Annotated in this window: 30 protein-coding genes, 1 tRNA gene and 2 pseudogenes; all 33 read right to left on the reverse strand. The window is 40.7% G+C overall.

Annotated elements, in window-relative coordinates; all coding sequences use genetic code 11:
• Positions 1 to 327 precede the first annotated feature (327 nt).
• On the reverse strand, positions 328 to 900 hold the full coding sequence (locus CC97_RS05140) for a hypothetical protein (RefSeq protein ID WP_044974122.1): 573 nt from the start codon (positions 898 to 900) through the stop codon (positions 328 to 330).
• Positions 901 to 1,015: 115 nt separating this feature from the next.
• A pseudogene (locus CC97_RS05145) lies at positions 1,016 to 1,538 on the reverse strand (Fic/DOC family protein); the annotation flags it as partial.
• Positions 1,539 to 1,917: 379 nt separating this feature from the next.
• Complete coding sequence (locus CC97_RS05150) at positions 1,918 to 2,355, reverse strand: MaoC family dehydratase (RefSeq protein WP_049962699.1); 438 nt, start codon at positions 2,353 to 2,355, stop codon at positions 1,918 to 1,920.
• Positions 2,356 to 2,392: 37 nt separating this feature from the next.
• The gene (locus tag CC97_RS05155) at positions 2,393 to 2,803 is read right to left on the reverse strand and encodes a VOC family protein (protein WP_044974123.1); all 411 of its coding nucleotides are present in this window, start codon (positions 2,801 to 2,803) and stop codon (positions 2,393 to 2,395) included.
• A 14-nt stretch (positions 2,804 to 2,817) separates the two neighbouring features.
• The gene (locus tag CC97_RS05160; protein WP_242848125.1) at positions 2,818 to 3,252 is read right to left on the reverse strand and encodes a class I SAM-dependent methyltransferase; all 435 of its coding nucleotides are present in this window, start codon (positions 3,250 to 3,252) and stop codon (positions 2,818 to 2,820) included.
• A complete protein-coding gene (locus CC97_RS20860) occupies positions 3,239 to 3,430 on the reverse strand; it encodes a hypothetical protein (protein WP_242848126.1) in 192 nt (63 codons plus the stop codon). The genes CC97_RS05160 and CC97_RS20860 overlap by 14 nt, the downstream gene beginning before the upstream one ends.
• Positions 3,431 to 3,556: 126 nt before the next feature.
• Complete coding sequence (locus CC97_RS05165; protein WP_044974124.1) at positions 3,557 to 4,369, reverse strand: AAC(3) family N-acetyltransferase; 813 nt, start codon at positions 4,367 to 4,369, stop codon at positions 3,557 to 3,559.
• Between the two features lie 176 nt (positions 4,370 to 4,545).
• The gene (locus CC97_RS05170) at positions 4,546 to 5,028 is read right to left on the reverse strand and encodes a hypothetical protein (protein WP_044974125.1); all 483 of its coding nucleotides are present in this window, start codon (positions 5,026 to 5,028) and stop codon (positions 4,546 to 4,548) included.
• A gap of 64 nt (positions 5,029 to 5,092) precedes the next feature.
• Positions 5,093 to 5,645 (reverse strand): annotated as a pseudogene (locus CC97_RS05175) (HD domain-containing protein); the annotation flags it as partial.
• A 36-nt stretch (positions 5,646 to 5,681) separates the two neighbouring features.
• Positions 5,682 to 5,930, reverse strand: a complete 249-nt coding sequence (locus CC97_RS21525) for a hypothetical protein (protein ID WP_347493477.1) — start codon at positions 5,928 to 5,930, stop codon at positions 5,682 to 5,684.
• On the reverse strand, positions 5,914 to 6,072 hold the full coding sequence (locus CC97_RS21530; RefSeq protein ID WP_347493479.1) for a hypothetical protein: 159 nt from the start codon (positions 6,070 to 6,072) through the stop codon (positions 5,914 to 5,916). Before CC97_RS21530 ends, CC97_RS21525 begins: the two co-directional genes overlap by 17 nt.
• A 14-nt stretch (positions 6,073 to 6,086) precedes the next feature.
• A complete protein-coding gene (locus tag CC97_RS20865) occupies positions 6,087 to 6,488 on the reverse strand; it encodes a hypothetical protein (protein ID WP_242848127.1) in 402 nt (133 codons plus the stop codon).
• Positions 6,445 to 6,717 (reverse strand): hypothetical protein, encoded by a 273-nt coding sequence (locus CC97_RS20870; RefSeq protein WP_242848128.1) that lies wholly within the window; start codon positions 6,715 to 6,717, stop codon positions 6,445 to 6,447. The genes CC97_RS20865 and CC97_RS20870 overlap by 44 nt, the downstream gene beginning before the upstream one ends.
• Positions 6,718 to 6,829: 112 nt before the next feature.
• Positions 6,830 to 7,291, reverse strand: a complete 462-nt coding sequence (locus CC97_RS05190) for a GNAT family N-acetyltransferase (protein ID WP_044974126.1) — start codon at positions 7,289 to 7,291, stop codon at positions 6,830 to 6,832.
• Positions 7,292 to 7,407: 116 nt separating this feature from the next.
• Positions 7,408 to 8,052, reverse strand: a complete 645-nt coding sequence (locus CC97_RS05195; RefSeq protein ID WP_044974127.1) for a hypothetical protein — start codon at positions 8,050 to 8,052, stop codon at positions 7,408 to 7,410.
• 55 nt (positions 8,053 to 8,107) lie between these two features.
• Positions 8,108 to 8,725: a DUF6796 family protein gene (locus CC97_RS05200; protein WP_156036775.1), complete on the reverse strand. Its 618-nt coding sequence runs from the start codon at positions 8,723 to 8,725 to the stop codon at positions 8,108 to 8,110.
• 323 nt (positions 8,726 to 9,048) lie between these two features.
• A complete protein-coding gene (locus CC97_RS05205; protein ID WP_242848129.1) occupies positions 9,049 to 9,702 on the reverse strand; it encodes a TipAS antibiotic-recognition domain-containing protein in 654 nt (217 codons plus the stop codon).
• Entirely contained in the window at positions 9,626 to 9,799 is a 174-nt protein-coding gene (locus tag CC97_RS20875; protein WP_156036777.1) for a MerR family DNA-binding transcriptional regulator, read from the reverse strand. Before CC97_RS20875 ends, CC97_RS05205 begins: the two co-directional genes overlap by 77 nt.
• 206 nt (positions 9,800 to 10,005) lie before the next feature.
• A complete protein-coding gene (locus CC97_RS05210) occupies positions 10,006 to 10,797 on the reverse strand; it encodes a hypothetical protein (protein WP_044974129.1) in 792 nt (263 codons plus the stop codon).
• Positions 10,798 to 11,121: 324 nt separating this feature from the next.
• Complete coding sequence (locus CC97_RS05215) at positions 11,122 to 13,182, reverse strand: glycosyl hydrolase (protein ID WP_044974130.1); 2,061 nt, start codon at positions 13,180 to 13,182, stop codon at positions 11,122 to 11,124.
• 451 nt (positions 13,183 to 13,633) lie between these two features.
• On the reverse strand, positions 13,634 to 14,446 hold the full coding sequence (locus tag CC97_RS05220) for a prephenate dehydrogenase/arogenate dehydrogenase family protein (protein WP_347493483.1): 813 nt from the start codon (positions 14,444 to 14,446) through the stop codon (positions 13,634 to 13,636).
• 107 nt (positions 14,447 to 14,553) lie between these two features.
• The gene (locus tag CC97_RS21535; RefSeq protein WP_347493484.1) at positions 14,554 to 14,733 is read right to left on the reverse strand and encodes a hypothetical protein; all 180 of its coding nucleotides are present in this window, start codon (positions 14,731 to 14,733) and stop codon (positions 14,554 to 14,556) included.
• A 190-nt stretch (positions 14,734 to 14,923) separates the two neighbouring features.
• Positions 14,924 to 16,105, reverse strand: a complete 1,182-nt coding sequence (locus tag CC97_RS05225) for a GGDEF domain-containing protein (protein WP_044974131.1) — start codon at positions 16,103 to 16,105, stop codon at positions 14,924 to 14,926.
• A 308-nt stretch (positions 16,106 to 16,413) separates the two neighbouring features.
• Positions 16,414 to 16,504: transfer RNA gene (locus CC97_RS05230), tRNA-Ser, on the reverse strand.
• 172 nt (positions 16,505 to 16,676) lie between these two features.
• Complete coding sequence (locus CC97_RS05235; protein WP_049962700.1) at positions 16,677 to 17,594, reverse strand: hypothetical protein; 918 nt, start codon at positions 17,592 to 17,594, stop codon at positions 16,677 to 16,679.
• 82 nt (positions 17,595 to 17,676) lie between these two features.
• Positions 17,677 to 18,363 (reverse strand): HAD hydrolase family protein, encoded by a 687-nt coding sequence (locus CC97_RS05240; protein ID WP_049962701.1) that lies wholly within the window; start codon positions 18,361 to 18,363, stop codon positions 17,677 to 17,679.
• 88 nt (positions 18,364 to 18,451) lie between these two features.
• The gene (locus CC97_RS05245; RefSeq protein ID WP_044974133.1) at positions 18,452 to 19,510 is read right to left on the reverse strand and encodes a cysteine protease StiP family protein; all 1,059 of its coding nucleotides are present in this window, start codon (positions 19,508 to 19,510) and stop codon (positions 18,452 to 18,454) included.
• Positions 19,511 to 20,638, reverse strand: coding sequence for a phosphoribosyltransferase domain-containing protein (locus tag CC97_RS05250; protein ID WP_049962702.1), 1,128 nt, complete (start codon positions 20,636 to 20,638; stop codon positions 19,511 to 19,513).
• Entirely contained in the window at positions 20,631 to 21,683 is a 1,053-nt protein-coding gene (locus tag CC97_RS05255) for an HpcH/HpaI aldolase/citrate lyase family protein (protein WP_044974134.1), read from the reverse strand. Before CC97_RS05255 ends, CC97_RS05250 begins: the two co-directional genes overlap by 8 nt.
• Before the next feature lie 20 nt (positions 21,684 to 21,703).
• On the reverse strand, positions 21,704 to 22,495 hold the full coding sequence (locus CC97_RS20880) for an FAD-dependent protein (RefSeq protein WP_242848130.1): 792 nt from the start codon (positions 22,493 to 22,495) through the stop codon (positions 21,704 to 21,706).
• Positions 22,404 to 23,105, reverse strand: coding sequence for an NAD(P)/FAD-dependent oxidoreductase (locus CC97_RS20885; protein ID WP_242848131.1), 702 nt, complete (start codon positions 23,103 to 23,105; stop codon positions 22,404 to 22,406). The genes CC97_RS20880 and CC97_RS20885 overlap by 92 nt, the downstream gene beginning before the upstream one ends.
• Complete coding sequence (locus CC97_RS20890; RefSeq protein ID WP_242848132.1) at positions 23,044 to 23,295, reverse strand: hypothetical protein; 252 nt, start codon at positions 23,293 to 23,295, stop codon at positions 23,044 to 23,046. Before CC97_RS20890 ends, CC97_RS20885 begins: the two co-directional genes overlap by 62 nt.
• Before the next feature lie 180 nt (positions 23,296 to 23,475).
• Positions 23,476 to 26,004, reverse strand: a complete 2,529-nt coding sequence (locus tag CC97_RS05265; protein WP_044976800.1) for a heavy metal translocating P-type ATPase — start codon at positions 26,002 to 26,004, stop codon at positions 23,476 to 23,478.
• Between the last annotated feature and the right edge of the window lie 8 nt (positions 26,005 to 26,012).

The raw sequence follows: 26,012 nt of genomic DNA on the forward strand, positions 1-26,012 counted from the left end.
AATCCATATACTCATATTATTCGTCATGGTATTAATATAAATATTATACCACAATTTGTATAATAGGTCAATTACTTTTGACCTTGATTTTGTGGTTTATGCCTTACCGTTTCAGCCAAACTGCACCTGAGAAGGCGCAGTTTTTGGGGTAGCACGACGAAGTCGTACCTTTTCGTCGGAAGCGTAAAAAAAGCTGCGTGACAATTATAGTCACACAGCTTTTTTGAGAGGATGACAGAACATTCATCAGCACCAGAAATGGTATGCCTTCGGCATTCTATTTTAAAACGGGCACCTTCGAAAAGGTACCCGTTGTTTAATTTTTGATCACTTGAATATCTTTTTTGGCGCTGTTATTTTAACTCTTAACCAGTCAAGAATCACCCTGAGCATTTCATCTTCGTAGATAAAAGCATTACAGTCAGGCAAGAATCCGTTAACTATCAGTTTTTCGATATATTCCTTCTGTTCAACGCTGAAGAATTCACCGAACACGTTAATATACTGCTTCAAAAGTTCTATAGCATCATTTTCAGAAGTGCAGTATTCAGCGTCATCCGGATCCATATCCGCTTTCTCCTCATTGGAACACATTTCACAGTAATCACCGTTTACAAATTCAATTATCCTGCGGAATATAGCGTCGATAAGACTTCCGGCAAATTCTTTGCATTCTCCCGGACCTGTTTCAATAATAACAACGCTGTCATCAGGTCTCCAGGCATATAGATCACCGTATCCGTCAACTGCAAAAACAGTCATATCTTCGATTGATAATGTATCTATCCAAAGATTCTTACGATATTCCATCTGCTCCGGCGCAAGAAATTCCATTTCAGTGAGCCAGACTTTTAAGACTCCTTTTTCAAGGAGTTTGTTGTATAATTCTTTGTTTTTCATGTTGTACCTCCCCACAATCAATCACGTCGACAGACTCAATATCATTAGTCTTAAAGTCAACCTCAGTACGTTCCAAAATGAAACCAACTAAATCTGCCACAACTTGTGGCACAATTTATTTTTCATATCCCTCATAATAATAAGATTGTTCAATTCCCTTGAAAATAACTTCGCGGTCATCGACTTTATCAGTAAGATTAGGCTGTATCAGAAACCTCAGTTCAAGGTCATTAACCGGACTACGCTCCATTGCCGACAGATACTGTTCTTTATCAATAGCCGACCAGTCAACTACCTTACCAAGATTCTTTTTTAAGATCATATCCAGCCAGATACGTGTACTTCTGCCGTTGCCCTCAAAAAAAAGGATGAGCGACATTCATCTCTACATATTTGGCAATTATCTCTTCGAATGTATTCTCAGGCATTTTTTCTACTGCTGAAAGAACTTCATTCAGATAAAGGCAGTTTGCAAATCGGAAATTCCCCTTTGAAATATTCCTGTCACGTATCTTTCCTGCAAATTCGTACAGTCCATCAAAAAGTACCTTATGGATTTTCTGAAGTCCTTTTACTGTACCAATTTCGATTTTATCTATTTCACCACTGATAAACAGCTTCTTAGCGTTTTCAAGGCTTTTTGCATCGATTTCATTCTGTATCATACTATTTCCTCATTGTAAGATGTTGCCAAATCCACAACAACTTGTTGTGGATTTGATATCTCAATAATACTGATAATAAAACTCTATAAATCGTCAACAAGTTGTTGACGATTCTCGACAAGCGTCTTTTTTTTATATCATTAAAAACGTTATTCGTCAATGTATTGACACAAACATTATACCATAATTTGTATAATAGGTCAATTGCTTTTGACGTAGATTTTGTGATTTATGCCTTACCGCTTCATTCAAAATGCACCTGAGAAGGCGCAGTTTTACTACGACAATATTGTTTCACATGAACAATAATAAGGACAGTCTGAGATTTCTCCAAACTGTCCTTATAGCTTGATCATTGCTGCTTAAGTCTGCATTTGATTATTGCTTCCGTTACCGCAGTAAGAACGTGCTCACCGTTCTGGTTAAACACTTCATGAGTAAGTTCGGCAATTCCGTTTTTCTCGTTTCTCTTAACAAGATTTGTGATCGTAACCTTGCTTGTAAGTGAATCTCCGGCAAAAACAGGCTTCATCCATTCAACTTTGGTTGACTTACCTGCCAGTACCTGCTCACCGAAGAAATCCACCTCCAGATACTTAGCCCATACGGCCAGAAATGACATAAAACCGGGTGCTATAGGCTGTCCGAAATGTGTAGTCTTCGCATATTCCTCATCAGTATGAATCGGGACGTTATCATACTCCAGACCAAACTGCATCATTTTTTCCTTATCAATTACCGCCGGTGCAGTCTCCACCGACATTCCTGTTTTAAGTTCTTCGAAATACATAATCTACCTCCGTTAAATTGACTTCTCAATGTCTATTTTACTTATCCTTCTCTTCGTAAGGTTTATTCCAGGAACCTATTTCTATCAGATTCCCTTCAGGATCGGCGATATAACAGGTTCTCTGGCCCCACGGTTCAAGTTCCGGTTCAAGTACCGGTGTCGCACCGTTTTCTACAGCTTTTTTAAATGCTTCATCGACCTCTTCAAATGTATCGACATAAAGAGCAATTTCATAATGGCCATTGAGCCCTTTGACATATTCATATCTTCTGCTCGTCATCTTTTCAAAATCTTTTCTGCCATACAACAGAAACAGCGTTCCGTCTTTTACAAGATATACGTTAGATGTATCTTCTGCTTCTTTTATCTCAAAACCAAGTACATCTCTGTAAAAGCGAATCATTTTCGCCATATCCTCGACCAATATTCCAAAGCCGTCTAATCTCATAATTACTCCACCTCTCATCTAACATTCGGCTTCTTGGTTATAACTGCAATTGCGCACGGCATTCTGCCTTGAACTACGTGATATTTCACATCGTTATATCCCATTTTTCTGAAGAAATCCTTATAGGTTTCAAGGTCAAACTGTTCCTTGAAATCAGCTCCAAGAAATTCAATGAATTTTACGGCAAGTCCGGCTGATTTCTTTGACATGTTGATATAAGTCGGAATGATTATCTTTCCGCCAGGTTTGACCACACGTTCCATCTCTGCAAGTGCTTTTGCCGGATCCGGGAGAAGATGAATTACATTACCGGCAACGACCTTGTCAAATCTGTTGTCACGGCATCTTATATTAGTAATATCCGCACGTCTGAACTTGATATTATCGAATTTTCTGCATTTAGCCGAAGCCTGTCTGAGCATACCGATAGCAAAATCAGTAGCGACCATTTTTCTGCATTTGGCTGCAATGCAGACCGTTATCGCCCCCGGTACCGCAGGCGCATTCAAGAACATCATCTCTGCTGTCGATAAATTCGGCTACTTTCTTCCCTGTACCTTCATAAACCTTATGATTGTACACATTCTCAAATAAATCGTAAACCGGTGAAATTTTATCCCAGAACATATTTTTTACCTCCCTAAAACCGACTCAGTATTCTTTTTTTAGACCTGCTTTTAATTATCTGTGAAATACTTCATAAATTCAATAAATTCTTCTTTGCTCTTTATATGGCCGAGCATATCGATGTGTTTATTCATTTTGTTCTTCACTTTCTTCATACCATTCACGGGGAATCGGTTCAGGCGAGATACAAAGGTCACGGCCTGCCTTCTCCCATATTTTTCTGCAGGTATCTGTCATCTTTCTGCAGTCACAGACATACACTAATGCGTTTCCAAGCTTTGAATATGTCACAGCGCCAGTATATTCGAACGCTTCTTTGTAGTTTGGATAATACTCTGAAACGCATCTGTCTGATGCAGCCGTGTAATGAGTATGGAACGGAGGAGATTTAAGCATCTTTCCATCGTAGTCCACAATCGTGATCTCAAAAGGATTTGGATTCAGTCTGTCCGGAATTCCGAGCCGCTCATCCACTGAATGAAGATATGTATTACGTTCATGTCCGACACCGACGAGGAGTACTTTTCCGTTTGCTTCGTAAAGTCTGCTGATACAACTACCCACTGGGGCAGGAGATGCGCATTTTTCTTCTCCACGTACAAATTCAGCTGCACCTTTACCAAACACTGCAACAGAATGAGTCGGATGCAGGGATCGTACACCGTCCTTACGAAAAGCAGCTATCTCAGCAAGCGTTCCAATATCAGGAACAGTAGATCTGACATCGTAATAAGGTGAATTCTTCCAAACCTTATCCCATGTATGCGTCGGAACAATAAAGAGTCCGTCATGCAGGTACTCACGGAATGCATCAATCAGACCGTCAGCACCATTCTCAATTTCTCCGATTGCTCGTAAAGAACAGTGAATGGTTACTATGTCATCATGCTTAATTCCCGCCTCTTCCAGAAAGGCAAATATATCACGCTTTGTTATCAATTTAGCACGTCCTTTCTTGTTCTTTTTTATGATCTCGATGTGATTTTCCAGTCTGAGACTGGAAAATTTCTATTTTATTTCCCGAAGGGAAATACTCCTTCTAATGCAACGAACCAAGGCATAAATGCCATATCCACCAGCAACACCTGAAGTAGATTATTAAGCTCTGAATGATTCTAACGAATCAGCTGCATTAATCCTGATAATATAGCTGAAAGAATCGTAAATCCAACGCAGGAAGCAGCCCATTTTCTGATTTTTACTTTTGCATTTATATAAGGTCTAAGATTCTCTGTGCCCGGAATGATCCATGCTTTAGTGTGTCCGACCCACCATTCGTCAATAAATAATCTGTCAAACAGATTCATGATCATATAAATTCCTAAAAGCTGAAGAAATCCATTCAGAAATCCATCGACACCGTTATAGAAATACACGACAGCCGGAACAACAGTCAAAATCGGCACAAACAAAGCAATACCCGATATTGCCGATGCCTTTTTTATTTTTTCAGCTGTCGTCAGTCCGAGTTCAACTGCCTTGTCTTTCACATCCTGCTCGTAAAAGGTCACCAGTCCAACAGCGCCATTTGCAATACCAACAACGCAGATGATCAGTAACCAGAAACTCATTATTAATCCTTCAAATATTATCAGCATCCTGTTTCATCTCCTTAGTCTTATTCTGAATTTCCCTCATACAATTCTCTGGGAATAGGCTCTTTTCTATTTTGTTTATCGTATCCTCAAGAATCGCTTTTCTTAGTTCTGTAAGCCATTCCGAAAAAGAAACGGTATCAAATGCATAACTCTTGTTTAACTCAAATTCATTATCAGACCACGAATCAAGAGGCGATTCATTATGCTGTATCAGCGCTTCAAGTTTATCAAGAGCTTTATAGATCTTTGATTCTGTCGTTTCCTGTGCTTCCATTTCACTGTATAATGCTGAAATGTCTTTTGACAATTCGGAAGGCATTGAATTAATCCATTTCCGCAAAAGTGAATCTTCTGTTTTTCTGTCCGTATCTGTTTTAAGAAAGGTTGGAATATCACCAGTAAAAACATTCTCCAAGGTCATGGATCAGACACATGCTTACAACTTTGTCCATATCAGCATAAGGAAACTCTTTTTTCAGTAATAACGCCATAAGCGATACTCTCCAACTATGCTCTGCAACACTCTCTGTCCTTCCGTGCGAAGTTTTACAATGTCGAGGTGTATCCTTTAATTTTTCTGCTATATGCAGTATATCCAGGTATTCACGTACATTCATATAATTCACCTAATATTCTTTTTCGAAGGGAAATACTCATTTTTCAACGCGCTGGATTCCATCCATTATTGCCTCGTATGATTCAGCTCTGATAACTTTGAAATTCTTTTCGATCTCAGCAGTCCACAGATCTATCTCGCCTTCAATATCAGAGACTTCAGGCAGAATGAATCCCCATATTTTGCAGCCTGTTTTCTTTAATTCAGGGAGGAAGTAAGTAAAACCCCATTCTACATCTTCTTTAACATCTTCAAATCCGTTCCTTGCATCAACAATGAAAAACACTGTCTTTATGTTCTCTGAGTAGATTCAACGATGCGGTTACAGGATCACGATAGTCATCGTAGTGAGCTTCTTTTTTCCAGACATGAAATACAGCATTATCTTTTTCTATGTATTCTATTTTGGCGTATTCACTTTCAAACATATTTGATATCTCCTCTATCTTAAAGCTGAATTTATAAAATCAAGTCGTACTAATTTTTTCCCGTTAGGTAAATCATATACGTCAGTTGTACCACTGATATACCCGATTTTCTGCATAGCACCAGCGAGTTCATCTTCCTGTATCTGATGATGTATTTCATCAAGACGGTCAAATACATGCAGATATGGTGAATCAGAAACGAAAGATGTATCTTTATTTATTTGAATAATGCAGGATACGTATTTAGGATGTACGGTTTTTACAGCATTTTGAAAGCACTCATATCCTATGTATTCGATCAAAAGATTTGCAACAAGCAGATCGGCATAAGGCAGTTTCAGATTGACTTCGGATAAATCAGCGCATACAGGTTTAAAAAATGCTATCCAACTCAGAATATCTCTTTGAACATTCATTTAAATATTCCTGATTAATATCTACTCCATATACACATTTTATTCGTTCCCGATCAATGTGTTCAAGCCCATTGCCGCCTGCAATTCCAAGAATCATAATTGATTCGACATCATAATCCGAAAACTGCTCTTTAATCATTTGATTCATTGCCTGCAACTGGTGAACGCTTTCTAAACTCATATGAGCTTCATAAGAATTCAAATCTATATCTTTCCAGGGATTATTCATAACGCACCTATTAAAATTCTCTCCTCCGCTCTTTCGGAACATGTGATTTTCCAGTACCGGACTGGAAAATTTCTATTTTATTTCCCGAAGGGAAATACTCCGATGATACCTCTCAAAGTTTATACTGCATAAAATTATTGTTATGAGTAAATCCAAAAGCAGTATAAAGTTTAACTCCCATATCTGACGCAGTGATCTGAACTGTACCGCATCCGTATTCTCTTGCTTCATTTACAACACGACTTAAAAGTTCTCTCGCAATTCCTTTGCGTCTGTATTCTTTATCGGTAAACATACTTGAAAGAAGTCCTATCTTACCGCTCGGGCAACCGAAATACGGGGGTTTTTCGACAAATGACATCCCGCTCGTTCCAATAATCTTTTCACCATCAAGAGCAAGCCAGGACACAAACGTTCCGTCAGCCATATGTCGTGTATAATAATCTTTCAAAGCCGGATAAAGATCGATATCTTCTTTTGCCCCCTCCTCACGAAGCTGGGCTATACGCATTTTTATAAAAGTATCAAGTTCTTTTTCAGTTAATCTTTTGTATTCAATTTTGTTTTCAGACATTTTTATTTCTCCCTAATACTCCATTATAAAATCGATTCGGTCATATCACCGTTATCATTGATATAAATTTATCTGTTTTCATTAATTTATTTTCCGAAGGAAAATACTCCTTTTTTTCAGGTTTTCAAAGAAAAATGAATCACTACAACTACAACCATAACGATCAGTGCTATGATCACTGCTGCCGTTTTTGGATCAAGATCCTGAGGAAAATCAACGTCGTCTCCGTAGTCCACTGCCCTGTCAATATCAATACCGCATTTTTCAGCCCAGACAAGAAAAGTTTCATAGTTTTCATAATCTCGTGTGATACGTATTTTCTTTCCATTCGAAAGATAAACTGTAATAATCCTAATTCGTGATACCTTTATCTGATTAATATCAGAACAGTGAAAATCCTCTTTTTTATATCGGAAAAACTCACCTTTAACTTCCGGCATAGGTGCGTAGCGAAAAAAAATCGCTGCAAATATAAATACAAGCACCAGAAGCACTGACATAATTACCGGCATCAGCTTATTCAAAGTCAGTTTCTCGCCTGTCATATTAGCGTAAAGTATCGGTTTAATAGCATAACGAATCATCATTACTAAACTGAGACTTACTGTAGGCAATATGGTCCCGACTGTAGCCTTTGACAAAGGCATACTGAAATCAAACTCTGAGAGATCCTTTTCAAAAGCGTTTCTGCGTTCCTCTCTGAAGCTTTCTTCTATTTCTTCCAGCTTCTTCTTATAGTCATCATTATTAAATAATCCCATCTAAAATCTTCTCCTAAAATCACTTAAGTCAGTATCAAAATCCCGATTTTTCTTTTCAAATAAGCATCAAAAGTCCTGCAAACATTACTGCTCCGCACCAGTTTCCGGTACCACCAATATGAAAAGGAAAAGTTAATGCATAAAGGGACAGAATATTAAATACGCAAGCCCACGCTGGAAGATCAGTCTTACCTGTGATAACCGAAACAAACAGAGCAATTCCAAATACAGCCCATCCAAGATAGCAGACTATCATTGTGGCCGAAGTATCTTTAAATAGTTTTATAACCGCTCTAAGTGCTTCTTCAGTTCTTCCCATAGATATATACATCCACTCTGCAACACCGCAAAGAACATGATGTGCTGTACCAGCAATCAGAAACAGTGCAGATGAGATCAGTATGATTGCTGCACACACTTCGGAAAATTCTTTCATCCAGAGATATATTCCATAATATCCTGCCGAACACATAAATAAGGCCAGACATCCGAGAAGCATTGAAAGCACTGGATTTTTAAGAGGCATCTTTTCAAACGTATCTGCCATCAGAGCATTATCTTTCAACTGTTTTGCTCCAAATTTCTTACCGCCTGGTATATAAGTCAAAAGACAGTCGCAATATCCGCAGAGCAAATGTCCGACAATTGCAATCAAAAACAATATTTTTATCATGTTAATCCCTCAATCTTCGAAATAATACGATCAATCTCTGCCCTCAGCTCATCTTAACGCTTCACTATCTCAGCTATCTCCGCATTAAGAACAGCATGAAGTTCTGCACGTTCCTGTTCTTTCTTATTATCTATCATCATTAATTACTCACTTTCATATAATCGGCATACTCATATTTTCCGTCATGGTATGAATATAAATATTATACCACAATTTGTATAACAGGTCAATTATTAAAAAGCACCGCACCAAACCATTATGATGTGATTTTGGTGCGGTGTTTTCATATAGATTTACCCACAGTTCACTAAGTTCAAAAAGGATTATTTTACAGAGCTGCAGTATTTATCTATCGCATCAGAAATAAACTGCGCTGTTCCTTCACCGTGCCTGTCAATATTCTTTCTGAAACGTTCATCAGCGGTATACATTTGACCAAGTCCTGCGAGGATCTCATCTGTACAGGTATAACTTGTTTCAGTGATATAATTCTGAAGCTTTCTTACAAGGCCCTTTGCTTCAGCACTGTCCGGTGCGAATCCGTTTTTCATGCATTCTGCAAATTCAGCCATAACTTCATCTATACCGGCTGCCAGAGATCTGATATCATCCGTCGAAAATGAGCCGTTCTTCTTTTCGAATTCACTGTAAGCTTCGGTATTTCCCCACTTCTCTTTTGCTTCGCGGGCGTATTCCTCACGCTTTTCCTCAAATTCACTGTTATCAAATACCTTCATATTGATTTTAACTCCTTTCACGGCATCGTCGAGAGCTGAAATAAGCTTTTCAATCCTGTTCTTTTTTAGGATCATAAGTTCTTTCTGTGCCTCGAGAGCTTTTTTTCTGTCATAGTCAGGAGATGACAGGATCTTTAAAATATCCTTCAGAGGAAAATCAAGCTCACGGTAAAACAGGATCTCCTGCATTCTTGCAAGACTGTTTTTCGTCGTAAAATCTGTAACCGTTCTGTTCGTCAACAAAAGCCGGTTTCAGTAATCCTGTTTCATCATAGTAATGAAGTGTGCGCACACTTACATCAGTAAGCTTTGCAAATTCCTTTATCTGATATTTCATAGCATTGTACCTCCTGTGATCATTAGTATATACTATGACGTTACGTCAGAGTCAAGAGGATTTGATAATATTTTTTAATAATTTCGGTCTACTGACCAGATAAACTCCATCCGGATTCCATTAGCCCCGCCTGTTACAACAGCAACTTTATTCTTAAACATTCTGATATCTCCGTCATAATTCTCCTTTTTCACATCTCAATATCTTTAAAACTCAAATTCAAGTTCATCGAGCGGGACGTCAAAGCTGTCTGTGATCTCTTTTTCTTTATTCAGACAGTCTACGTGCAGAATATTTCCCTCCACATATGAAGCCTCAAAATTTTCTGCATCATACTCCGGAGCCGGAAGGTAATCATCAAGGAAAATAGTTTGACTGATCTTAGGTTTCGGATCATCAGCACTCTGTGTGAAGAGCTGTACAGCCGGCTGACCGATTCTGTCAGGTCCGTGGTATCTGAACAGCAGAATATCGCCGCTGTCCAGGACATGAAAAGTTATCACTCCGTTAGTGATTCTTATAATATCAGTGGTACTTTCAGCCTGTTTCCAGGTCTTCCCGAAATCTGATGTATAAGCAGCCTCGTAATACTGTGATCCAGCAGCATCTCCTACATGACGGATACACATAGCCAGTCCGTCTGCACTGTCAGAAACGCTGGCCATTCCTTCTTCAAACAGCTCATTAAAAGTATGCGTTCCGCCGTAATCTGCATATTCTCCGAATACGATCTCTTTTGTACCGTCAATTGCAGCAAGATTGGAATCACGTTTCGAAGCTGATTCCGTAACTGCTGGCTCAGTTTCTTCCGGTTCGGTCTCTGCTTCTGTTTCAGCCTCAGTGATCTCTTCTGTTTCAGCAGCAGCTTCTTCAGTCACTTCCTCCGTCACCGTTGGTTCCGCAGCCGGCAGTTCAGAGTTCTCCACAGGTCCGCATCCTGTAAATACTGTTCCTGCCATTAATGCTGAAAGAATTATAGTGCCATAATGTTTTTTCATTTTTTGATCTCCTTATCCATTATATAAAAGTAAAAACTTTATAATTATCATACCATAATTTGTATAACAGGTCAATGGTTTTTGACATTTTACAAAGAAAAATACAGCACCACAACTACAACCAGAACTATCAGTGCTATGATCACTGCTGCCGTTTTGGGGTCAAGATCCTGAGGGAAGAAAGCAAGTATATTCTGCATATAAAGACCACAAAAGCTGCGTTACGGTGATAACGCAGCTTTTTCTTAATATATCCTCAAAATCAGGGAAACTCTGATCAAACCGGCGATCAGGCTTCAACCGATGCAGGATTTATGAAACTGATCAGCCAAGCTTATCTATCTTCTTTGAAAGATACTGACGAAGTCTTGCAAGATCGGCAAGCGTGAGTTCTCCGTCGCCGTCAATGTCAGCAAGCTTCTTCTGATCATCTGTAAGCTTTCTGTCTCCTAAGAGAGCGAGTGAAAGTTCGGTAAGATCTGTTACGTCGATTTTGCCGTCTGTATATACGTCACCGAGACCTGCTGATTTTACATCCTTATCCGGAGAAGGTTCCGCAGTCGGATCAGTATTTTTATCAGGATCTTTATCTTTTCCAGGATCTTTGTCTTTCCCGGGATCGGTCGGAGCGGTAGATGCCTCATAGCCTTTCCAGTCCTTCGGGAGTTCTGAAAGTGTTATGCAGTAATCACTCTTGTAAAGCTTTTCTACTTCTTCTGCATTCTGATATTCCTCGCCTGAAAGGAACTTCGGTGTGCTTTCTTCATCGTACCAAGGGCAGAAATAGAGCCAGCCGGCCTTTTCGATCGTTATATTGTCGAGTGACGGGATGGTGTCGTTTTCAGGCATTGAAACCATCTTCTTACCTTTAACTGTATCGTACAGTTTCCAGAAGATACCTGATTCCGCATCAAGGTTCGGTCCGCTTGTTTTTCCGTCATGACGATTGTACTGTGTGTTGTATTTGTCGTATCCTACAATGTCAACATACTCATCACCTGTGTACCATTCTGCAGATGCATCTGACCAGGTATAGAGGTTCTGTTCCCAGATGAGATTGTGGATTCCGTATGTATCCTGAAGCTCTTTCTGAAGATACTTCCAGAGTTTGTTGTACACTTCCGGACCTTCCTTGCCCCACCAGAACCATGAAACGCCGCCGTTTGAGTAGTTACCGTCAGCTTCGTGAAGAGGACGGAAGAGTACCGGAACTCCAGCTTCCTGAAGTACTGAAAGCTGTTCAGCGAGATTCTTAATACAAAGTGACCAGTAGTCGTTTTCCGGAGTACCCTTTTCCATTGCCTTTGAAGGACTGAAGTCACATTTTTCAGAATATGTTGTCTTTGAGAAGTCGAGTGGTTCGCCGAGAGTATAGTCAGCCATTGTTACAGGAACGTTAATATGCCATGATGCTGTACAGATACCGTTCTTGTTGTTTGTCCAGTCGATCATTCTTTCAACGATGCCGTCATCCCACTTGTAGCACGGACAGTTGGCGCCGAAGTCAAATCCCTGAATAGCCGGCATGTCTCCGACTGTTTCCTTAAGATATTTAAGTTCCCTGTCGTATTCGCAGTAGCTGTAGTTACGGTTCTGGGAATCATAGCTGTAAACCTGACCGTTTTCGTCCTTGCACTTCCATACGAACTTTGAACCGTCATCTGCAACTGCCTTGTCAGCCGGATCAAAGCTGTATTCCTTACCTGATTCATCAACGCAGATATCCTTTTCAGCATTGTAGCGGATAGTAGTATTCATTTTGTGACCGCCGCCGTAGATCGTCTGCTGACCGGAAAGAATGCCTGTGCCGTAAACACTGTAAAGATAATTCATGAGTCCTTTAGCTTCCTTTGTTGCATCAGGATCGCACGGAACAGCAGTAGCCGCCGCCTTCAGATCAGGCATTACAGCTTTCTTTATTGTGATTTTATCGAATGCGGCATAACCGTATTTCGGAATAAGCGCTATCTTGTTTGTACCCTTTTTAAGTCTGTATTTTCCGAATTCTGTATCGACCCACTTGTCAGTGTAGGCAAACACTTTACTGTATTCTGCACCGTTAATAGTGATAGTCTGCATTCTTCCCTCCTCGCTGAGAATCTGTGCATATCTTACATCAATTTCATAAAGTCCTTCTTCAGGAGCTTCGACCTCGAATTCTATGTTTTTAGCTGTGAGATAAGCAAAACCGTCTCCTGAATAACCAGGGATCTGGTTTTCATAGATCGAAGTCCAGTTTTCCACTCCATCTATTTTTTCTGCTTCCGATTCAAATATTACGCCGGTATCTTCAGCTGAAACAGATACCGGAAAAACTGAAGCCGCAGTACTCATCATTACTGCTGCGTTTACTGCTGATATAATTCTTACGAGATTCTTTGACATAAACACTACCTCATTTCAAAAAATAAATTTTCCTGAAATACACACCGTGGAAAACTGATTAAGTTAAAGTTTAATTAAGGAAACACTGATTATATCGGAAATCCGGCTTCACCGGATTTCCGGAGGTGGGATTTACGGGGCTTCGCCCCGGAGCCCCACGCTGATTTATGAATAAATCAGCGTTTCCTTAAATAATTAATCTTTGCTTTCCCTGAAATCTTTACTGTTTTTATTTTACTACAGATTAATTAAGCTGTCAAGTAAATCATAAATTTAAGATGCCTCTTTAGTTAAATATCACTCTTTTTAAGTGAACGTATACACCTTTATCATCGTGACGGGCAGAAAATGTTATCTAAAATCTCACAATGTATATCGTCTGCCTCAAACAGATGAAAAAAAGCCGACGGTCAATTAAACCGACGGCTCTGATAATATATACCTGAAAGATCTATCTGCAGTAAACTTTGTAATTCTTTTCTTTAAGTACCACAACAGCAAGATCAAGTGCTTCGTGTGTATAGAACTCGATACGGAGAACGCCTTCCTCAAACTCACGGTTATTGATGATACCGATATTCTTGATGTTAATGCCCTTGAAAGCAAGCATGCTGGCAATGATAGCGATCCCGCCGGCCTCATCGACAAGGTCAACAAACATTTCATAGCAGACAGTGCTCGATCTCTTGTTCGGAATAAAGAGCGAATCGCGGTACTCCTTGGCTTCCTGAAAATAATTGAGAAGTTCCTGCTTTTCCGAGTGATCTATGCTCTCACGGAGACGTGTTATTTCGTCGATGTACTGATCCATGAGCGAAACGAGCTGTTCCTTGTTTGAAAGACAGATGCTCTGCCACATAACAGGAGATGATGCTGCAATACGAGTCATATCTCTGAATCCGCCGGCAGCAATAGTCTTCATTGTTTCATCCTGATCGTCAATGTTCCTTACAAGGTTTGTAAGAGCATAGGAGATCATATGCGGAAGATGGCTGATGGATGCTGTTGCATAGTCATGCTTTTTATAGTCAAGAACAAGCGGGATAGAACCCAGGGACTTTACAAAACTACGGAATCCTTCGATCTGTTCCTCAGTATTTTTTTCAGTAGGCGTAATTATGTAGTACGCATTTTCCAGCAGATATTCATCGGCGTTTTCTATACCGGTCTTTTCAGAACCTGTCATAGGATGTCCGCCTATGAAGTTCTTTTCAAGATCAAGACGGATAACCTCTTCGTGTATCTCAGTCTTGGTACTTCCCACATCAGTGATCACACAGTCCTTGCGGATAACCGGCTTAAGCTTGTGAAGGTAATCAATATTGTTTTTTTACCGGTGCACACAGAAATATTACATCACATCCTGAAAAATCAGAGATTATACAGGATTTTTTTATTGTCTATAAGTCCGGCAGCATAAGCTGTATCGATCGTTTCCTGTCTTCTTTCTGAAGCAATAATTTTAACGTCAGGATCATTGATCCTCATCTTTTTAGCTATCGATCCGCCGATAAGGCCGAAGCCGATAAAACCTACAGTTTTAAATATCATTTTTTACTCTCCGGTTTAAAAATTTAAATCAGAACTGCTCTGACATACATTAATGATTTTACAATAAAGAGAACACAATGTCAAGTACAAGTAAAAAATCAGCACATCCTTCCTGTGCAGACAGGTCAGGATATACTGATTTAAGTAATTATTTAAGGAAACTGAGCGGAAATCCGCGGTGACAATTCATTTAACCGCTGACGTTTTCCGTTAAAAATTCAGCAGTGGCTTTTTTCTTTACTTCAGACTTGTTGGCGTACATAAGATTGTCCGCTTCATAAAACACTTCGGAAAATGAAAGTCCCTTTTCATAGACTTTCATTCCGCGGGCAATGGAAAGAGGAAATTCCACTCCGTCGGAAACAGCTTTTTCGTGAAGTATTTCAGTATCAAATCTTCTTAAAAGCTCTTCCCTGTTTTCATAATCTGAATGCTCGAGTATTGTGACAAATTCATCGCCGCCTATTCTGAAAATAGGACTGTGATCGAAGATCCGGCAGATAAATCTTGCTGATGTCCTGATATATTCGTTTCCGGCTTCATGGCCGAAATTGTCATTGATCTTTTTAAGACTGTTTGCATCCATTACAACAAGTGCAAATTCTGCAGTACCTGCATCGATCTGGGCCTTGATATGTCCGGAAACAGATTCATACAGAGCGGCATTTCCAACACCGGTAAGTGAATCTTTGAATGCAAGAATATCGAGTTTCTGGTTGCTCTTGCTCAGTACATTTACATAAAGGTAGATCAGGCCAAGCGAAATGAAAGGCCAGAGAAGGAAACCCTTGAAAAGAATCGAAAGAATTCCGGCCATAAATCCGAACATTGCGAAAATAATTATGTGCCTGTAATTCTCACGCTTGATATCAGTTGATTTTCTATAGTAGGCAATAAGGAAGAAAAGTCCGCCTAATACATAAACTATCGGCCAGATAACGACATACACGAACCCGGTCGAAGAGAGTCTGGAATACTTATCGTTTTCACCGATCTGAAATGCAAACGGTTTTACAGAATTGACGACCAGAACAGCAAATGTGATGATCATGGGAATGTATGTCAGGATCCGGATAGTGCGCGACCTGATTTTTTCAACTCCCATACAGTATTTCAGTATTTCAAGCGGAAAAAGCGCCTGAAGAAAGAAATAACCGTTCATTATCATAAGATGCACAATATGAGTATGCGGCATCATATCATTCTGAATAAGGAGTGAAGCAGTATCAAGCAGAAATATCGATTCTATGATAAGGAGAATATTTTTGAAAGATCTGGTAGAAAAGATCTCCTGCTTGTCCTTAGCCTCTTTATGCTGTATTATAAGACAGGTAAAGAACCCCAGTATATTAAGTTCTGCATAGTATACCATATAATAACCCTTTCATAAATAAGGAAAACACTGATCAAAACAGATTCGGATCTTGCGAAAATAAGCGAAAGGATCTCTGACCATCCCCAGTAAATTTGTATTAAAAACCGATCAGTGAATTCATAAAACTTCATACTATTATTATATAGCAAATTATCAAAACAGTCAAGATATCAACACATTTCAGATCTTTTTTGTGTATTATTGCTATTGATTTTTCGGATTACCGTGCTTTGCATAGTACAGATTTGTACTAAATCAACAACATAAAAACGCTGAGTCCAAAAGAGAACTCAGCGTTTTTTTTCTGGCGCAGCGGGTGGGATTCGAACCCACGTCCCCTCAGGGGGGCATCATGATTTCGAGTCATGTCCGTTATGACCACTTCGATACCGCTGCATATATTAAAATGTGCTGTGTTACGTTCACACAGCACATTTATTATAACATATTTTTGTCTGTAAAGCAATAGTTTTTTCAGATTTTAAGAAGATTCTGACCGGCAGATACTAACCGGACACGAATCCGCTGCACAGCTCATATCATAAAAAGCAGCGTTTTCTTAATGATATCAGCCGATAAATTCCTTGATAAGTGAATTCTTCGGAACAAAAACTGAAGGAATAGGTTCTATTTCTTCAAGATATTTAAGAACCATGGAACGCATGTCACTGTACTTCGACTTTTCAGCATTCAGCAGATCATCATAGATAAGTCCCTTGTATACCGGTGTTTCGTAATCGATAAAAGTATCTATATCAAAATCTGCTCTGTTCTTGTACGGCATTATATAGAGATTTTCGCCTCGCTGCACACTCTTGTACATAGCAAAAATGTCGTCGTATTCTCTTCCACGGAAAAGTCTGTCACGAAGAAGTCTTCTCATAAGCCTTACGTGCGAAGGATGCAGCAGATCGCCGTTCTTTGTCTTGAGTCGGGTTCTGACACTGACATAAACACAGGTAGCAGTATCGGTGACACCGCCGTTTACTTCCGGATTAAGTGCATGAATGCCCTCGAAGATCATTACCTCATTCTCTTCCCTTGTTATCGGCGTATATGATTTATAATCCTGCGTTACAAAATCAAATTCAGGAACTTCAACAGGTTTGCATTCAGCCATAAGCCTCATGTGTTCCTGGAACATCTTAATATCGACTCTGTAAGGAGATTCAAGGTCAATATTACCCTCTTCATCACGAGGAACATTCTTTTCTTCAATATTCTTGTTCGGTATGAAATAATTATCCATTGAGATAACCCGAGCCTTTATTCCGTTCTTTCCAAGCTCATCTGCCAGTCGCATTGCTGTAGTTGTCTTGCCTGAACCGGAAGGACCGGACAGAAGAACGATCGGCTTGCCGCTTTCAGCAACACTTTTTGCAACGGCAGCGACCTTTGCCATATAGTCTTCATTTGATTTTTTTATGAATTCCAGTGCATCGCCCTTTATTGATTTGTTAAGCTGTGAAATATTGATACATCTCATAATAACCCCACCTTTACCTATTATCATTTATTTTTTCCGGAAAATCCGGAGATTTAACTTTAAAGAAACTGACAAGCTGAAGTCAGTTTGCGATATCTGAAATATATTCCAGGATCTGCTCTGCAAAGTTTCTTTCTGCTGTATCAAACCCAGTGATTTTATCCGTACTGACATAATGCATAAGATCCTTCGGACAGAGCGCAATGTCTGCACTTTCCAGCATTGAAATATCAAAATCGCTGTCCCCGGCACTTATTACAAGAGAGGGAGAAAATTTTTTCCTGAGCCTTTCGACAGCTTTTCCCTTGGTAAGAATTTCAGGAAAAATGTACACCTTGTCTCCGGTGTTCCAGGTACAAACCTTATTCATGTCAAGTATGCCTTCCAGTCCGGCTCTGGTTCCTGCCGGATCCGAAGACTTCGTGAATACGAAAAGCTCGTCCACAACACGTATTTCAAAATACACGTTTTTGTCTGCGGAAAGCCATTCGATCCCCTTTCTGAATTCTTCCTGACAGCCGGAAATCATCCTTTTGGATTCCTCAAACCATTCATCGTCAAATATGCCGTCAGTATAAAGTATTCCGCCGTTGGCAGCAAGGGCTATCTCCGGAGGACCGTCATCAAAAAAACTGATGCGTTCATACTGCTCGGAAGAACGCGTGGTAAGCGGTGCGAATACCAGTCCGCTCTGATTTTTCAGCTTCTTAAGCAGATCAAGAGCATAAGGCGTCATGTATGACAGAGCTTTTTCTTCTTTGTACTCCACACATACATCAGTTTCTGCCGCTCTTTTGTAGGAATGTATAAGAGTGTTGTCAAGATCGGAAGCAAAGAGTATTATCAGTAATCACTCCTTAAGTATCTGCAAGTTTTTTTATAATACCGCAGGCACGGTAGCGTACCATAGGATATTTTATTACTTCGACATTTTTTTCTTCAGCCAGTCTGAAAATGTGAGCAAGATAATCCTTGTCATCCGGATCACTTACAAGTATTTTCCACGGAACACGTCTCAGAAGTACTCTGGTCGTCTCACCGATCCCTGGCTTAACAAGATTAATATCACCGACAGAAAAGTCCTTCTGTATCTTTTTAACCTCGTCAAGTCCAGTAACTTTACAGCTTTCGGAATCGGAAATTTCGTAATTTTCAGTAAAATCTATTGTATTCATCACAGTATCAATAAACTCAGCCGAAAGATCTTCCTTTTCAAGCTCACCATAATATGCAGCTCCGTGAAAGTCGTTTTCACCGATTATATCAGGCCGGAGAAATGTACGGCTCATAAGTCCCGATACAGTAGAGTTAAGGCAGGAACTCGGGATCAGAAAATCTGATTTGGTTCCGGAAAGGCTGGTTATATTAGCCGGATCTGCAAGAACAGCAAGTTCTGAAGATACTCCCGGATATGCGGAAAGTTCTCTTTTCAGTGTGTCAAGTATTGCACCTTTACCTGTCCATCCATCAACAAAACAGATGTCCGATGCGGCATGTCTTTCCAGAATATACTTCATCGCATTGTGATCAATACCTTTTCCGCGAATGATCGAGATAGTATAATGAAACACATTGAGAAAAGGATATTTTCTGTTAAGATACCGCTTTATGATTATGCCGACCGGGGTACCTGCTCTGGCAAGAGAAACAAGTACAATATTACTGCCGTATCGTTTTTTTATTTTTTCAGCTGCAACGGCTGCCGCTCTTCCTGTTTCGGCGGAATATTTCCTTAGCGCCTCTCTGTACAAAGCAAAGTATTTTTCTCCGGGCCTGTACTCAAGCGGAAGCATTTCGCAGTAATGTGTCCCTGACTGGATCAGCTTTTCCCTTACCTCAGAAGGAAGCGGTTCAACCATTCCCGTAATATCCTTAAGAAGTATTGTTACATCCTCTTCACTGTAGGAGGAACGCATTTACTTCACCCACCTGACAAGAGTGAATTTTTTCGTCAGCGGGAATGCAGCAGCAAAAGATGAGAAATCATAATCTTCATTTTCTGAATCAGTTACGACTATAACATGATCATATTCTGTCTCATCAGAATTGTAAATATAGGTCTTTCTGCCTTTTTCGTAAAAACTGTCGACCTCATATCTTGAAAACAGCGGATACCTTGTTGTAGCTTCCGGAACGATAGGACTTCTGGTAGTTGAATGAGTTACTGCAGTAACCTTATCCATTACAAGCCTTGAAGCTGTCATTATCGCTGGATACATACATTCCTCAGTACCTATAACTGCTATACGCTGCTTTTGGGAATGCGGTATCTCAGCTGTTATCTGCTTAGCCAGATTTGTGCAGGCCATTTTATAGTCCTTCGCTTTCAGACCTTTTCTAGGATCCACCTTACCTGATATATGTTTTTCAGTAAACTCATAATCCGAAGTACGCTTTTTACACTTTGGTTCGCATGTATAGGTTTCATCCGAATCCGGTGAGGCTTTGATTTTTACAAGCCACTGAACGTCTATTTCATTCTGTCTGAAATACTCTTCAGTTTCTTCACTCATCCCGTTAAGAAGTGAGCAGACTGCGAACTTCAGTCCCCACGGAAGATCATCGTACTGCTTTAAGGCATCAATAAAATTAAGTACAGTTTTTCCTGTAGTGACTTCATCATCAATGAAAACAATATACCTGAGACCTTTGATAACCTTATCCCAGTCATCACAGTAAAGATACTGTTCTGTGGCATGGCTGTGTTCCTCACTGAAAACAGCAACAGGAGTTCTGGTCTCATCCTTTTCCCTGGTGGTATGTATATAATAAGAGTTTATGAACCGGGCAGCAGTCATTGCACCTATAGCTGTAGCTGTCTCTGCAAAACCTATGAAAAGTATCTTTTCTGTTTCGATCGATTTCTTTATCTCTCCCGCAAGTGTAGTGCAGAGGTAACTTACCTGTTCAGGATCAGTAGGAATATGTTTTCCCTGCCGGCTGTTTACAAGCAGGTAATTTCTTTTCGGATTGTTATCCCTCTTTACCATTTTAACAAGATCTGTATCAGGAAAGAGTGTTTTGTTTTTTATAATTTCAAGCAATGTCTGTTATCCTTTCTGTTTCTTTTATTCCATATACGGCAGCTCTTATAAGTATTCTGCCTGCCCAGTTTCTGTGCACGGCAAGTTCATTCATGCGGTTGCCTGCTGTTCCCTTTGCAACTGCAAGAGCTGTATCTTTCCAGTTCAGCAGTTCACATGCATCTTTATAGTCCTCAGGCGATACGGCCAGAAGTTCATCTATGACAGGAAGCTGAGAAGGATGTATAGCGGTCTTGCCTACAAGGCCGTTAAGAATGTCCATGTGCATTTCTTTTCGAAGTCCTTCCGCCCAGGATGTATCATTCCTGTCCGAACCTTCAAAATAGTCCCATACCGGAGCCGAAATAACATAGTCTTCAGCAAAAACGTTCACAATATCACTGATCACGGCATTTACTGCAGCTATATCGTAAATTGTGTCATTTATACTGCGGCGCACGCCGAAACGTGAACAGAAATCATTCCCTCCGATACGTATATTGACTATAATGTCACGGTATGAATCTATTACATCCTTCAGAGTAAGAAGTGTTGTCACGCGGCTTCTCAGGTCAGAAACAGCACGGGATTCGATTATCGGCATCGCATAAAGAACACGGCCGGTCCTTTCAGATGCCTTTGTTATCTCCTCAAGATACGCTCTCGCGTTGCTCATATCAAATTTCGGGAAAATAAAACCTGAAAGTATTCCGTCATCATCTGTTTCTTCCAGAACTTTGCTTATCTGTTCCGGATATTTCACCCTGATAAAAATATACGGAAGATCATCTTTTAAGATCCTGCCGTCGTGAACATTCTTCTTAAGTTCACTGAAAGTCGTTTTAAGCTGTTTTACTGCTTCCTCCTCGGAGCCGTCTGCAATAGCGTCTTCAAGGCACAGTGCCAGTGAACGAAGATGCTGATATTTTTTTGCAGTCAGAAACTCAGCCACTTTATCATTGTGTGCAGGTGTGTACATCAGTCCTCCGAGTGAATATGCTGTAAGATCCCTTTCCTTCACCTTTGAGCAGGAAGCAAGGATTTTTCTGTTAATAATGTTTTTCATGTCTATCTGCCTTTTCTTTATTATTCAGGAGAGAATCTCTCCATTAATTTATAAGCTGTTTTTATACCGTCTACAGCCGCTGACGTTATTCCGCCGGCATATCCCGCACCTTCTCCGCACGGATATAGGTTGTCAAGCACCGGAGAAACCAGTTCTTCATTTCTGAGTATACGAAGCGGTGATGAAGTCCTTGTTTCAGGAGCTGTCATTATCGCGCTTTCGTCTCTGAAGCAGCGCATTTTACGGCCAAAATCCATAAGGCCTGCTTTCAGCATACTGTTTATCTTTTCATTAAAAAGCCTGTTAAAATCACATTCTGCAAGTCCGCGTGCAAACGTTGGTACAATAGCAGATTCCAGAGACGGTTTTCCGCTCATGAATCCGCCCACCGTTGTTGCAGGCGCTTTATAGTCTCTTCCGGCAAGCTCAAATGCACGCCTTTCCAGTTCTCTCGCAAAATACATACCGTCAAGAGGTGAACTGCCAAAGTCCTTTTCGGATACAGAGACCGCAACAGCTGCATTCGCATTTTTTCCGTTACGTAAAAACTCGCTCATGCCGTTGGTTACTACAGTATTTTCCTCGCTTGCTGAAGGAACGACCATTCCTCCCGGACACATGCAGAAAGTATAGACTCCTCTGCCTTCATTGTCTCTGTATGAAAGCTGGTACTCACCGACCGGCAAAAACGGATTGTCCTTAAACTCACCGTAAAGGCTTTCATTTACGCTCTCCTGAAGATGCTCTATGCGGACACCGACTGAAAACGGCTTGGTCTGCATAAGAATGCTGTTTGAAAAAAAGCATTTCAAAGGTATCTCTTGCGGAATTTCCTACAGCCATAACAACTGCCGCTGCATCATGATCGCCCTTGTCAGTCTTTACCCTGCATATTCTGCTGCCGTCTGTTTCAAACCCGGTAACAGTAGTGTTAAAATGCACTTCTCCGCCGTTTTCCATTATCTGCTCACGCATTCTTTTTATTATACTTTTAAGCTTGTCCGTTCCTATGTGCGGTTTAGCCCTGAAAAGGATCTCCTCAGGCGCACCGAATTTCACAAAGCTCTCAAGTACGTAACGGCAGAAAGGATCTTTTATACGTGTAGTAAGCTTACCATCAGAAAAAGTTCCCGCTCCGCCTTCACCGAACTGAACGTTCGAGCTGATATTGAGCGGTCCTCCGTTCCAGAACCTTTCCACTGAACGTGCACGGTCGTCAACCGTTTCCCCTCGTTCAAAAACTATCGGTCTGTATCCGTTTTCAGACAGAACCAGAGCACAGAACAGGCCTGCAGGACCGAAACCGGTGACAGCTATCCTTCCTTTGTAGTTACCGCTTTTTATAACCGGTTTTTTCACTTCACTGTCTATATACTGAAGCGAAGCATCCGAAGCACAAAGCTTTTTTTTCTCTTTCTGCATCACCAAGATCGGCATAAACAGAATGTACAAAATGAATATCAGTACGTTTTCTCGCATCCAGCGATGTCTTGTAGATGCCGGTTTTCAGTGTATCTGATTTTCTGATATCTGCTTTTTTCAAAGCTTTACGAATCACATTTTCTGCATCTTCGGATATCTGCGATTTTATGTTGTTAATGATTATAGACATCTGTTTACTCCGTTATATTCGTAAAACACTGATCATTCAGTGTTTTCCTGATAAAATTGTCATTTTATAAGAAAGTTACTACTAATAGTATACCATATTTCACGCAGAAAATCAACGAATTATACAAATTCAAAATAATTATTTTTGAATTTAATGTTTCCTTAAATCAAAAACGCAGAGTCAGAAACTGCCCTGCGTTTTTGGTATATATTGATTTGGTGGTTTTGAAAATATCAGTATTTTTTTTCTGAGTATCCTTACGGAGTTAAGCACACAGAGCATTGCTACACCTGAATCAGCAAATACTGCAAACCACATGTTTGCGAACCCTGCAATACCCAGTATCATTACGGCAAGCTTGAACGCAAGAGCAAAAATGATGTTCTGCTTTGCAATATGATTTGTGTCCGAAGAGATCTTAAGTGCTTTCGGAACGGCATCCATTTCTGAATTCATTATAACTATATCGGCAGCTTCGATCGCAGCGTCAGCACCGCTTCCCATCGCCGCACTTACGTCAGCTCCGGCAAGTACCGGTGCATCGTTTATACCGTCACCGACAAACATTACTGCTCCGTATTCACTGCGGATATCTTTCATTTTTTCAAGCTTTTCCTCAGGAAGAAGCTTAGCAAAGTAACGGTCGATATTTGTCTCGCGAGCTGTTTTTGCAGCGCTGGCTTCCGAGTCACCTGTGAGCATTACAGTTTTAATGCCTCTGGATCTGATGCTCTCGATTGCCCCGACGCTCTCGCCTTTCAGTGTATCGCTTATTCTGAAGCATCCGGCAAGCACACCGTCCACAGCACAGAGGACATCAGTACACGCTTCACCTGCTGTATACGATGAAATGTCAATATTTCTGTTTTTCATAAGTTCAGCATTTCCGCAGATAACTCTTTTTCCGTCGATCACCGCTTCCATGCCCATTCCGGCATATTCAGTAATATCTTCAGCATCGGAAAGCTTAAGGTCAAGTTCCTCTGACTTTCTTACTATGCACTGTGCTACCGGATGTGTTGATACAGCTTCGCACGACGCACAAATGCGGCAGAGTTCATTTTCATCTGTATCTGAATAGGTCTCAGTACTGTCAACGCTGAATATACCGCTGGTTATTGTGCCGGTCTTGTCCATTACAACAGCTTTAACAGCAGATACTGCTTCGATCGATGAACCGCTCTTGAAAAGTATCCCCTTCTTCGAACCGGCTCCGATACCTGCAAAGTATGTAAGAGGTACACTGAGAACGATCGCACACGGACAGCTGATTACAAGAAAGGTAACTGCAGTGTAGATCCATTTGCGCCAGTCTCCGGTTATCAGTGAAGGGACAACTGCAGTAAGTGCAGCTGCAGCAACTACAACAGGTGTATATACATTTGCAAATCTAGTAATAAAACGGTCTATCTTAGGTTTGCCGGCTGCTGCATTTTCGACGCTGTCAACGATCCTGCTGACCATTGACTCCGAAAGATACTTTGTTACTCTTATCTTCAGAACGCCGCTTAAGTTTACGCATCCGGAAAGAACACTTTCATGTTCCTTTACAGCAACCGGCAGATGCTCACCGGTTATTGAAGATGTATCAATCTCACTTTTCCCTTCAACTACTACTCCGTCGAGAGGTATTCTGTCGCCGGCTCTTACAAGAATGATGTCATCCGGTTCTGCTTCCTCAGCAGGAATAACGGTAACCTCATTTCCTTCAACAAGGTTTACTGTTTCAGGACGCATGTCGATGGCATCCATAACTGATTTTCTGCTTTTTTCAACCGCCCTGTCCTCAAAGTATTCGCCTATGCGGAAGAAGAGCATAACACCGACAGCTTCAGGATATTCCTTCAGAACAAAAGCCGCTATTGTAGCAATGGACATAAGAAACTTCTCGTTGAAGACTCTTCCGCGTAATATTCCCTTAAAAGCATCGGAAAGGATCTCCCAGCCGAGGATAAGATACGGTACAACGTACATTAAAGCATTCAGCCATTCATTTTCCACAAAGAATTCAGCAATTTTAGCAGCCACCAGAAGCACAGCACCTGCAATTATAACAGGCAGCTCTGATTTTTCGCTTTCGCCGTGTTCGTGAGAATGAACGTGGTCATGACTGTGTTCAGATGCAGCCTTTTCTTCATGATGATGCTCATGTTCATGCTCATGTTCGTGCTCATGTCCGCAGCAGCAGTGATCTTCTTCATGATCGTGGTGATGGTGCTCGTGTTCATGCTCATGTTCGTGCTCATGTCCGCAGCAGCAGTGATCCTCTTCGTGATCGTGGTGATGATGCTCGTGTTCATGCTCATGTTCGTGGTCATGGTCGTGACAGCAGCAGTGATCCTCTTCGTGATCGTGGTGATGATGTTCGTGTTCATGTTCGTGGTCATGATCATGGCAGCAGCAGCCTTCTTCATCACGTTCATGGTGATGATGTTCTTCCACGTGGGAATGATTTCTGCGGGTACGGTGAGATGTTCCGCTGCCTTCCTCAATTAGTTCCACACCGGGTTCGATCGCATCACATTTACTGCTTATTTTATTAAAAAGTTCTTCTGTATGCCTCGCTTTTATCCTGAATTTTTTCGAAGTGAAAACGAGTATTGCCTCTTCCACTTCTTCCATTTCATTAATGGCAGCTTCGATTTTTGAAGCGCAGTGAGCACAGTCGAGGTTTTTGATGTTATAAACTTTAAGAGTAATTTCGTTCATTTCAGGAC

Origin of the sequence: Ruminococcus sp. HUN007, from assembly GCF_000712055.1 — a bacterium.
GTDB lineage: Bacteria > Bacillota > Clostridia > Oscillospirales > Ruminococcaceae > HUN007.

Bases quoted from the DNA above. Each gene is read 5' to 3' on its own strand.
- CC97_RS05140 (WP_044974122.1), bottom strand. From the start codon at position 900: ATGAAAAACAAAGAATTATACAACAAACTCCTTGAAAAAGGAGTCTTA.
- CC97_RS05150 (WP_049962699.1), bottom strand. From the start codon at position 2,355: ATGTATTTCGAAGAACTTAAAACAGGAATGTCGGTGGAGACTGCACCG.
- CC97_RS05155 (WP_044974123.1), bottom strand. From the start codon at position 2,803: ATGAGATTAGACGGCTTTGGAATATTGGTCGAGGATATGGCGAAAATG.
- CC97_RS05160 (WP_242848125.1), bottom strand. From the start codon at position 3,252: ATGGTCGCTACTGATTTTGCTATCGGTATGCTCAGACAGGCTTCGGCT.
- CC97_RS20860 (WP_242848126.1), bottom strand. From the start codon at position 3,430: ATGTTCTGGGATAAAATTTCACCGGTTTACGATTTATTTGAGAATGTG.
- CC97_RS05170 (WP_044974125.1), bottom strand. From the start codon at position 5,028: ATGCTGATAATATTTGAAGGATTAATAATGAGTTTCTGGTTACTGATC.
- CC97_RS21530 (WP_347493479.1), bottom strand. From the start codon at position 6,072: ATGTTTGAAAGTGAATACGCCAAAATAGAATACATAGAAAAAGATAAT.
- CC97_RS20865 (WP_242848127.1), bottom strand. From the start codon at position 6,488: ATGAATGTTCAAAGAGATATTCTGAGTTGGATAGCATTTTTTAAACCT.
- CC97_RS20870 (WP_242848128.1), bottom strand. From the start codon at position 6,717: ATGAATAATCCCTGGAAAGATATAGATTTGAATTCTTATGAAGCTCAT.
- CC97_RS05190 (WP_044974126.1), bottom strand. From the start codon at position 7,291: ATGTCTGAAAACAAAATTGAATACAAAAGATTAACTGAAAAAGAACTT.
- CC97_RS05195 (WP_044974127.1), bottom strand. From the start codon at position 8,052: ATGGGATTATTTAATAATGATGACTATAAGAAGAAGCTGGAAGAAATA.
- CC97_RS05200 (WP_156036775.1), bottom strand. From the start codon at position 8,725: ATGATAAAAATATTGTTTTTGATTGCAATTGTCGGACATTTGCTCTGC.
- CC97_RS20875 (WP_156036777.1), bottom strand. From the start codon at position 9,799: ATGAAATATCAGATAAAGGAATTTGCAAAGCTTACTGATGTAAGTGTG.
- CC97_RS05210 (WP_044974129.1), bottom strand. From the start codon at position 10,797: ATGAAAAAACATTATGGCACTATAATTCTTTCAGCATTAATGGCAGGA.
- CC97_RS05215 (WP_044974130.1), bottom strand. From the start codon at position 13,182: ATGTCAAAGAATCTCGTAAGAATTATATCAGCAGTAAACGCAGCAGTA.
- CC97_RS21535 (WP_347493484.1), bottom strand. From the start codon at position 14,733: ATGATATTTAAAACTGTAGGTTTTATCGGCTTCGGCCTTATCGGCGGA.
- CC97_RS05225 (WP_044974131.1), bottom strand. From the start codon at position 16,105: ATGGTATACTATGCAGAACTTAATATACTGGGGTTCTTTACCTGTCTT.
- CC97_RS05235 (WP_049962700.1), bottom strand. From the start codon at position 17,594: ATGAGATGTATCAATATTTCACAGCTTAACAAATCAATAAAGGGCGAT.
- CC97_RS05245 (WP_044974133.1), bottom strand. From the start codon at position 19,510: ATGCGTTCCTCCTACAGTGAAGAGGATGTAACAATACTTCTTAAGGAT.
- CC97_RS05255 (WP_044974134.1), bottom strand. From the start codon at position 21,683: ATGAAAAACATTATTAACAGAAAAATCCTTGCTTCCTGCTCAAAGGTG.
- CC97_RS20885 (WP_242848131.1), bottom strand. From the start codon at position 23,105: ATGCAGAAAGAGAAAAAAAAGCTTTGTGCTTCGGATGCTTCGCTTCAG.
- CC97_RS20890 (WP_242848132.1), bottom strand. From the start codon at position 23,295: ATGTCTATAATCATTAACAACATAAAATCGCAGATATCCGAAGATGCA.
- CC97_RS05265 (WP_044976800.1), bottom strand. From the start codon at position 26,004: ATGAACGAAATTACTCTTAAAGTTTATAACATCAAAAACCTCGACTGT.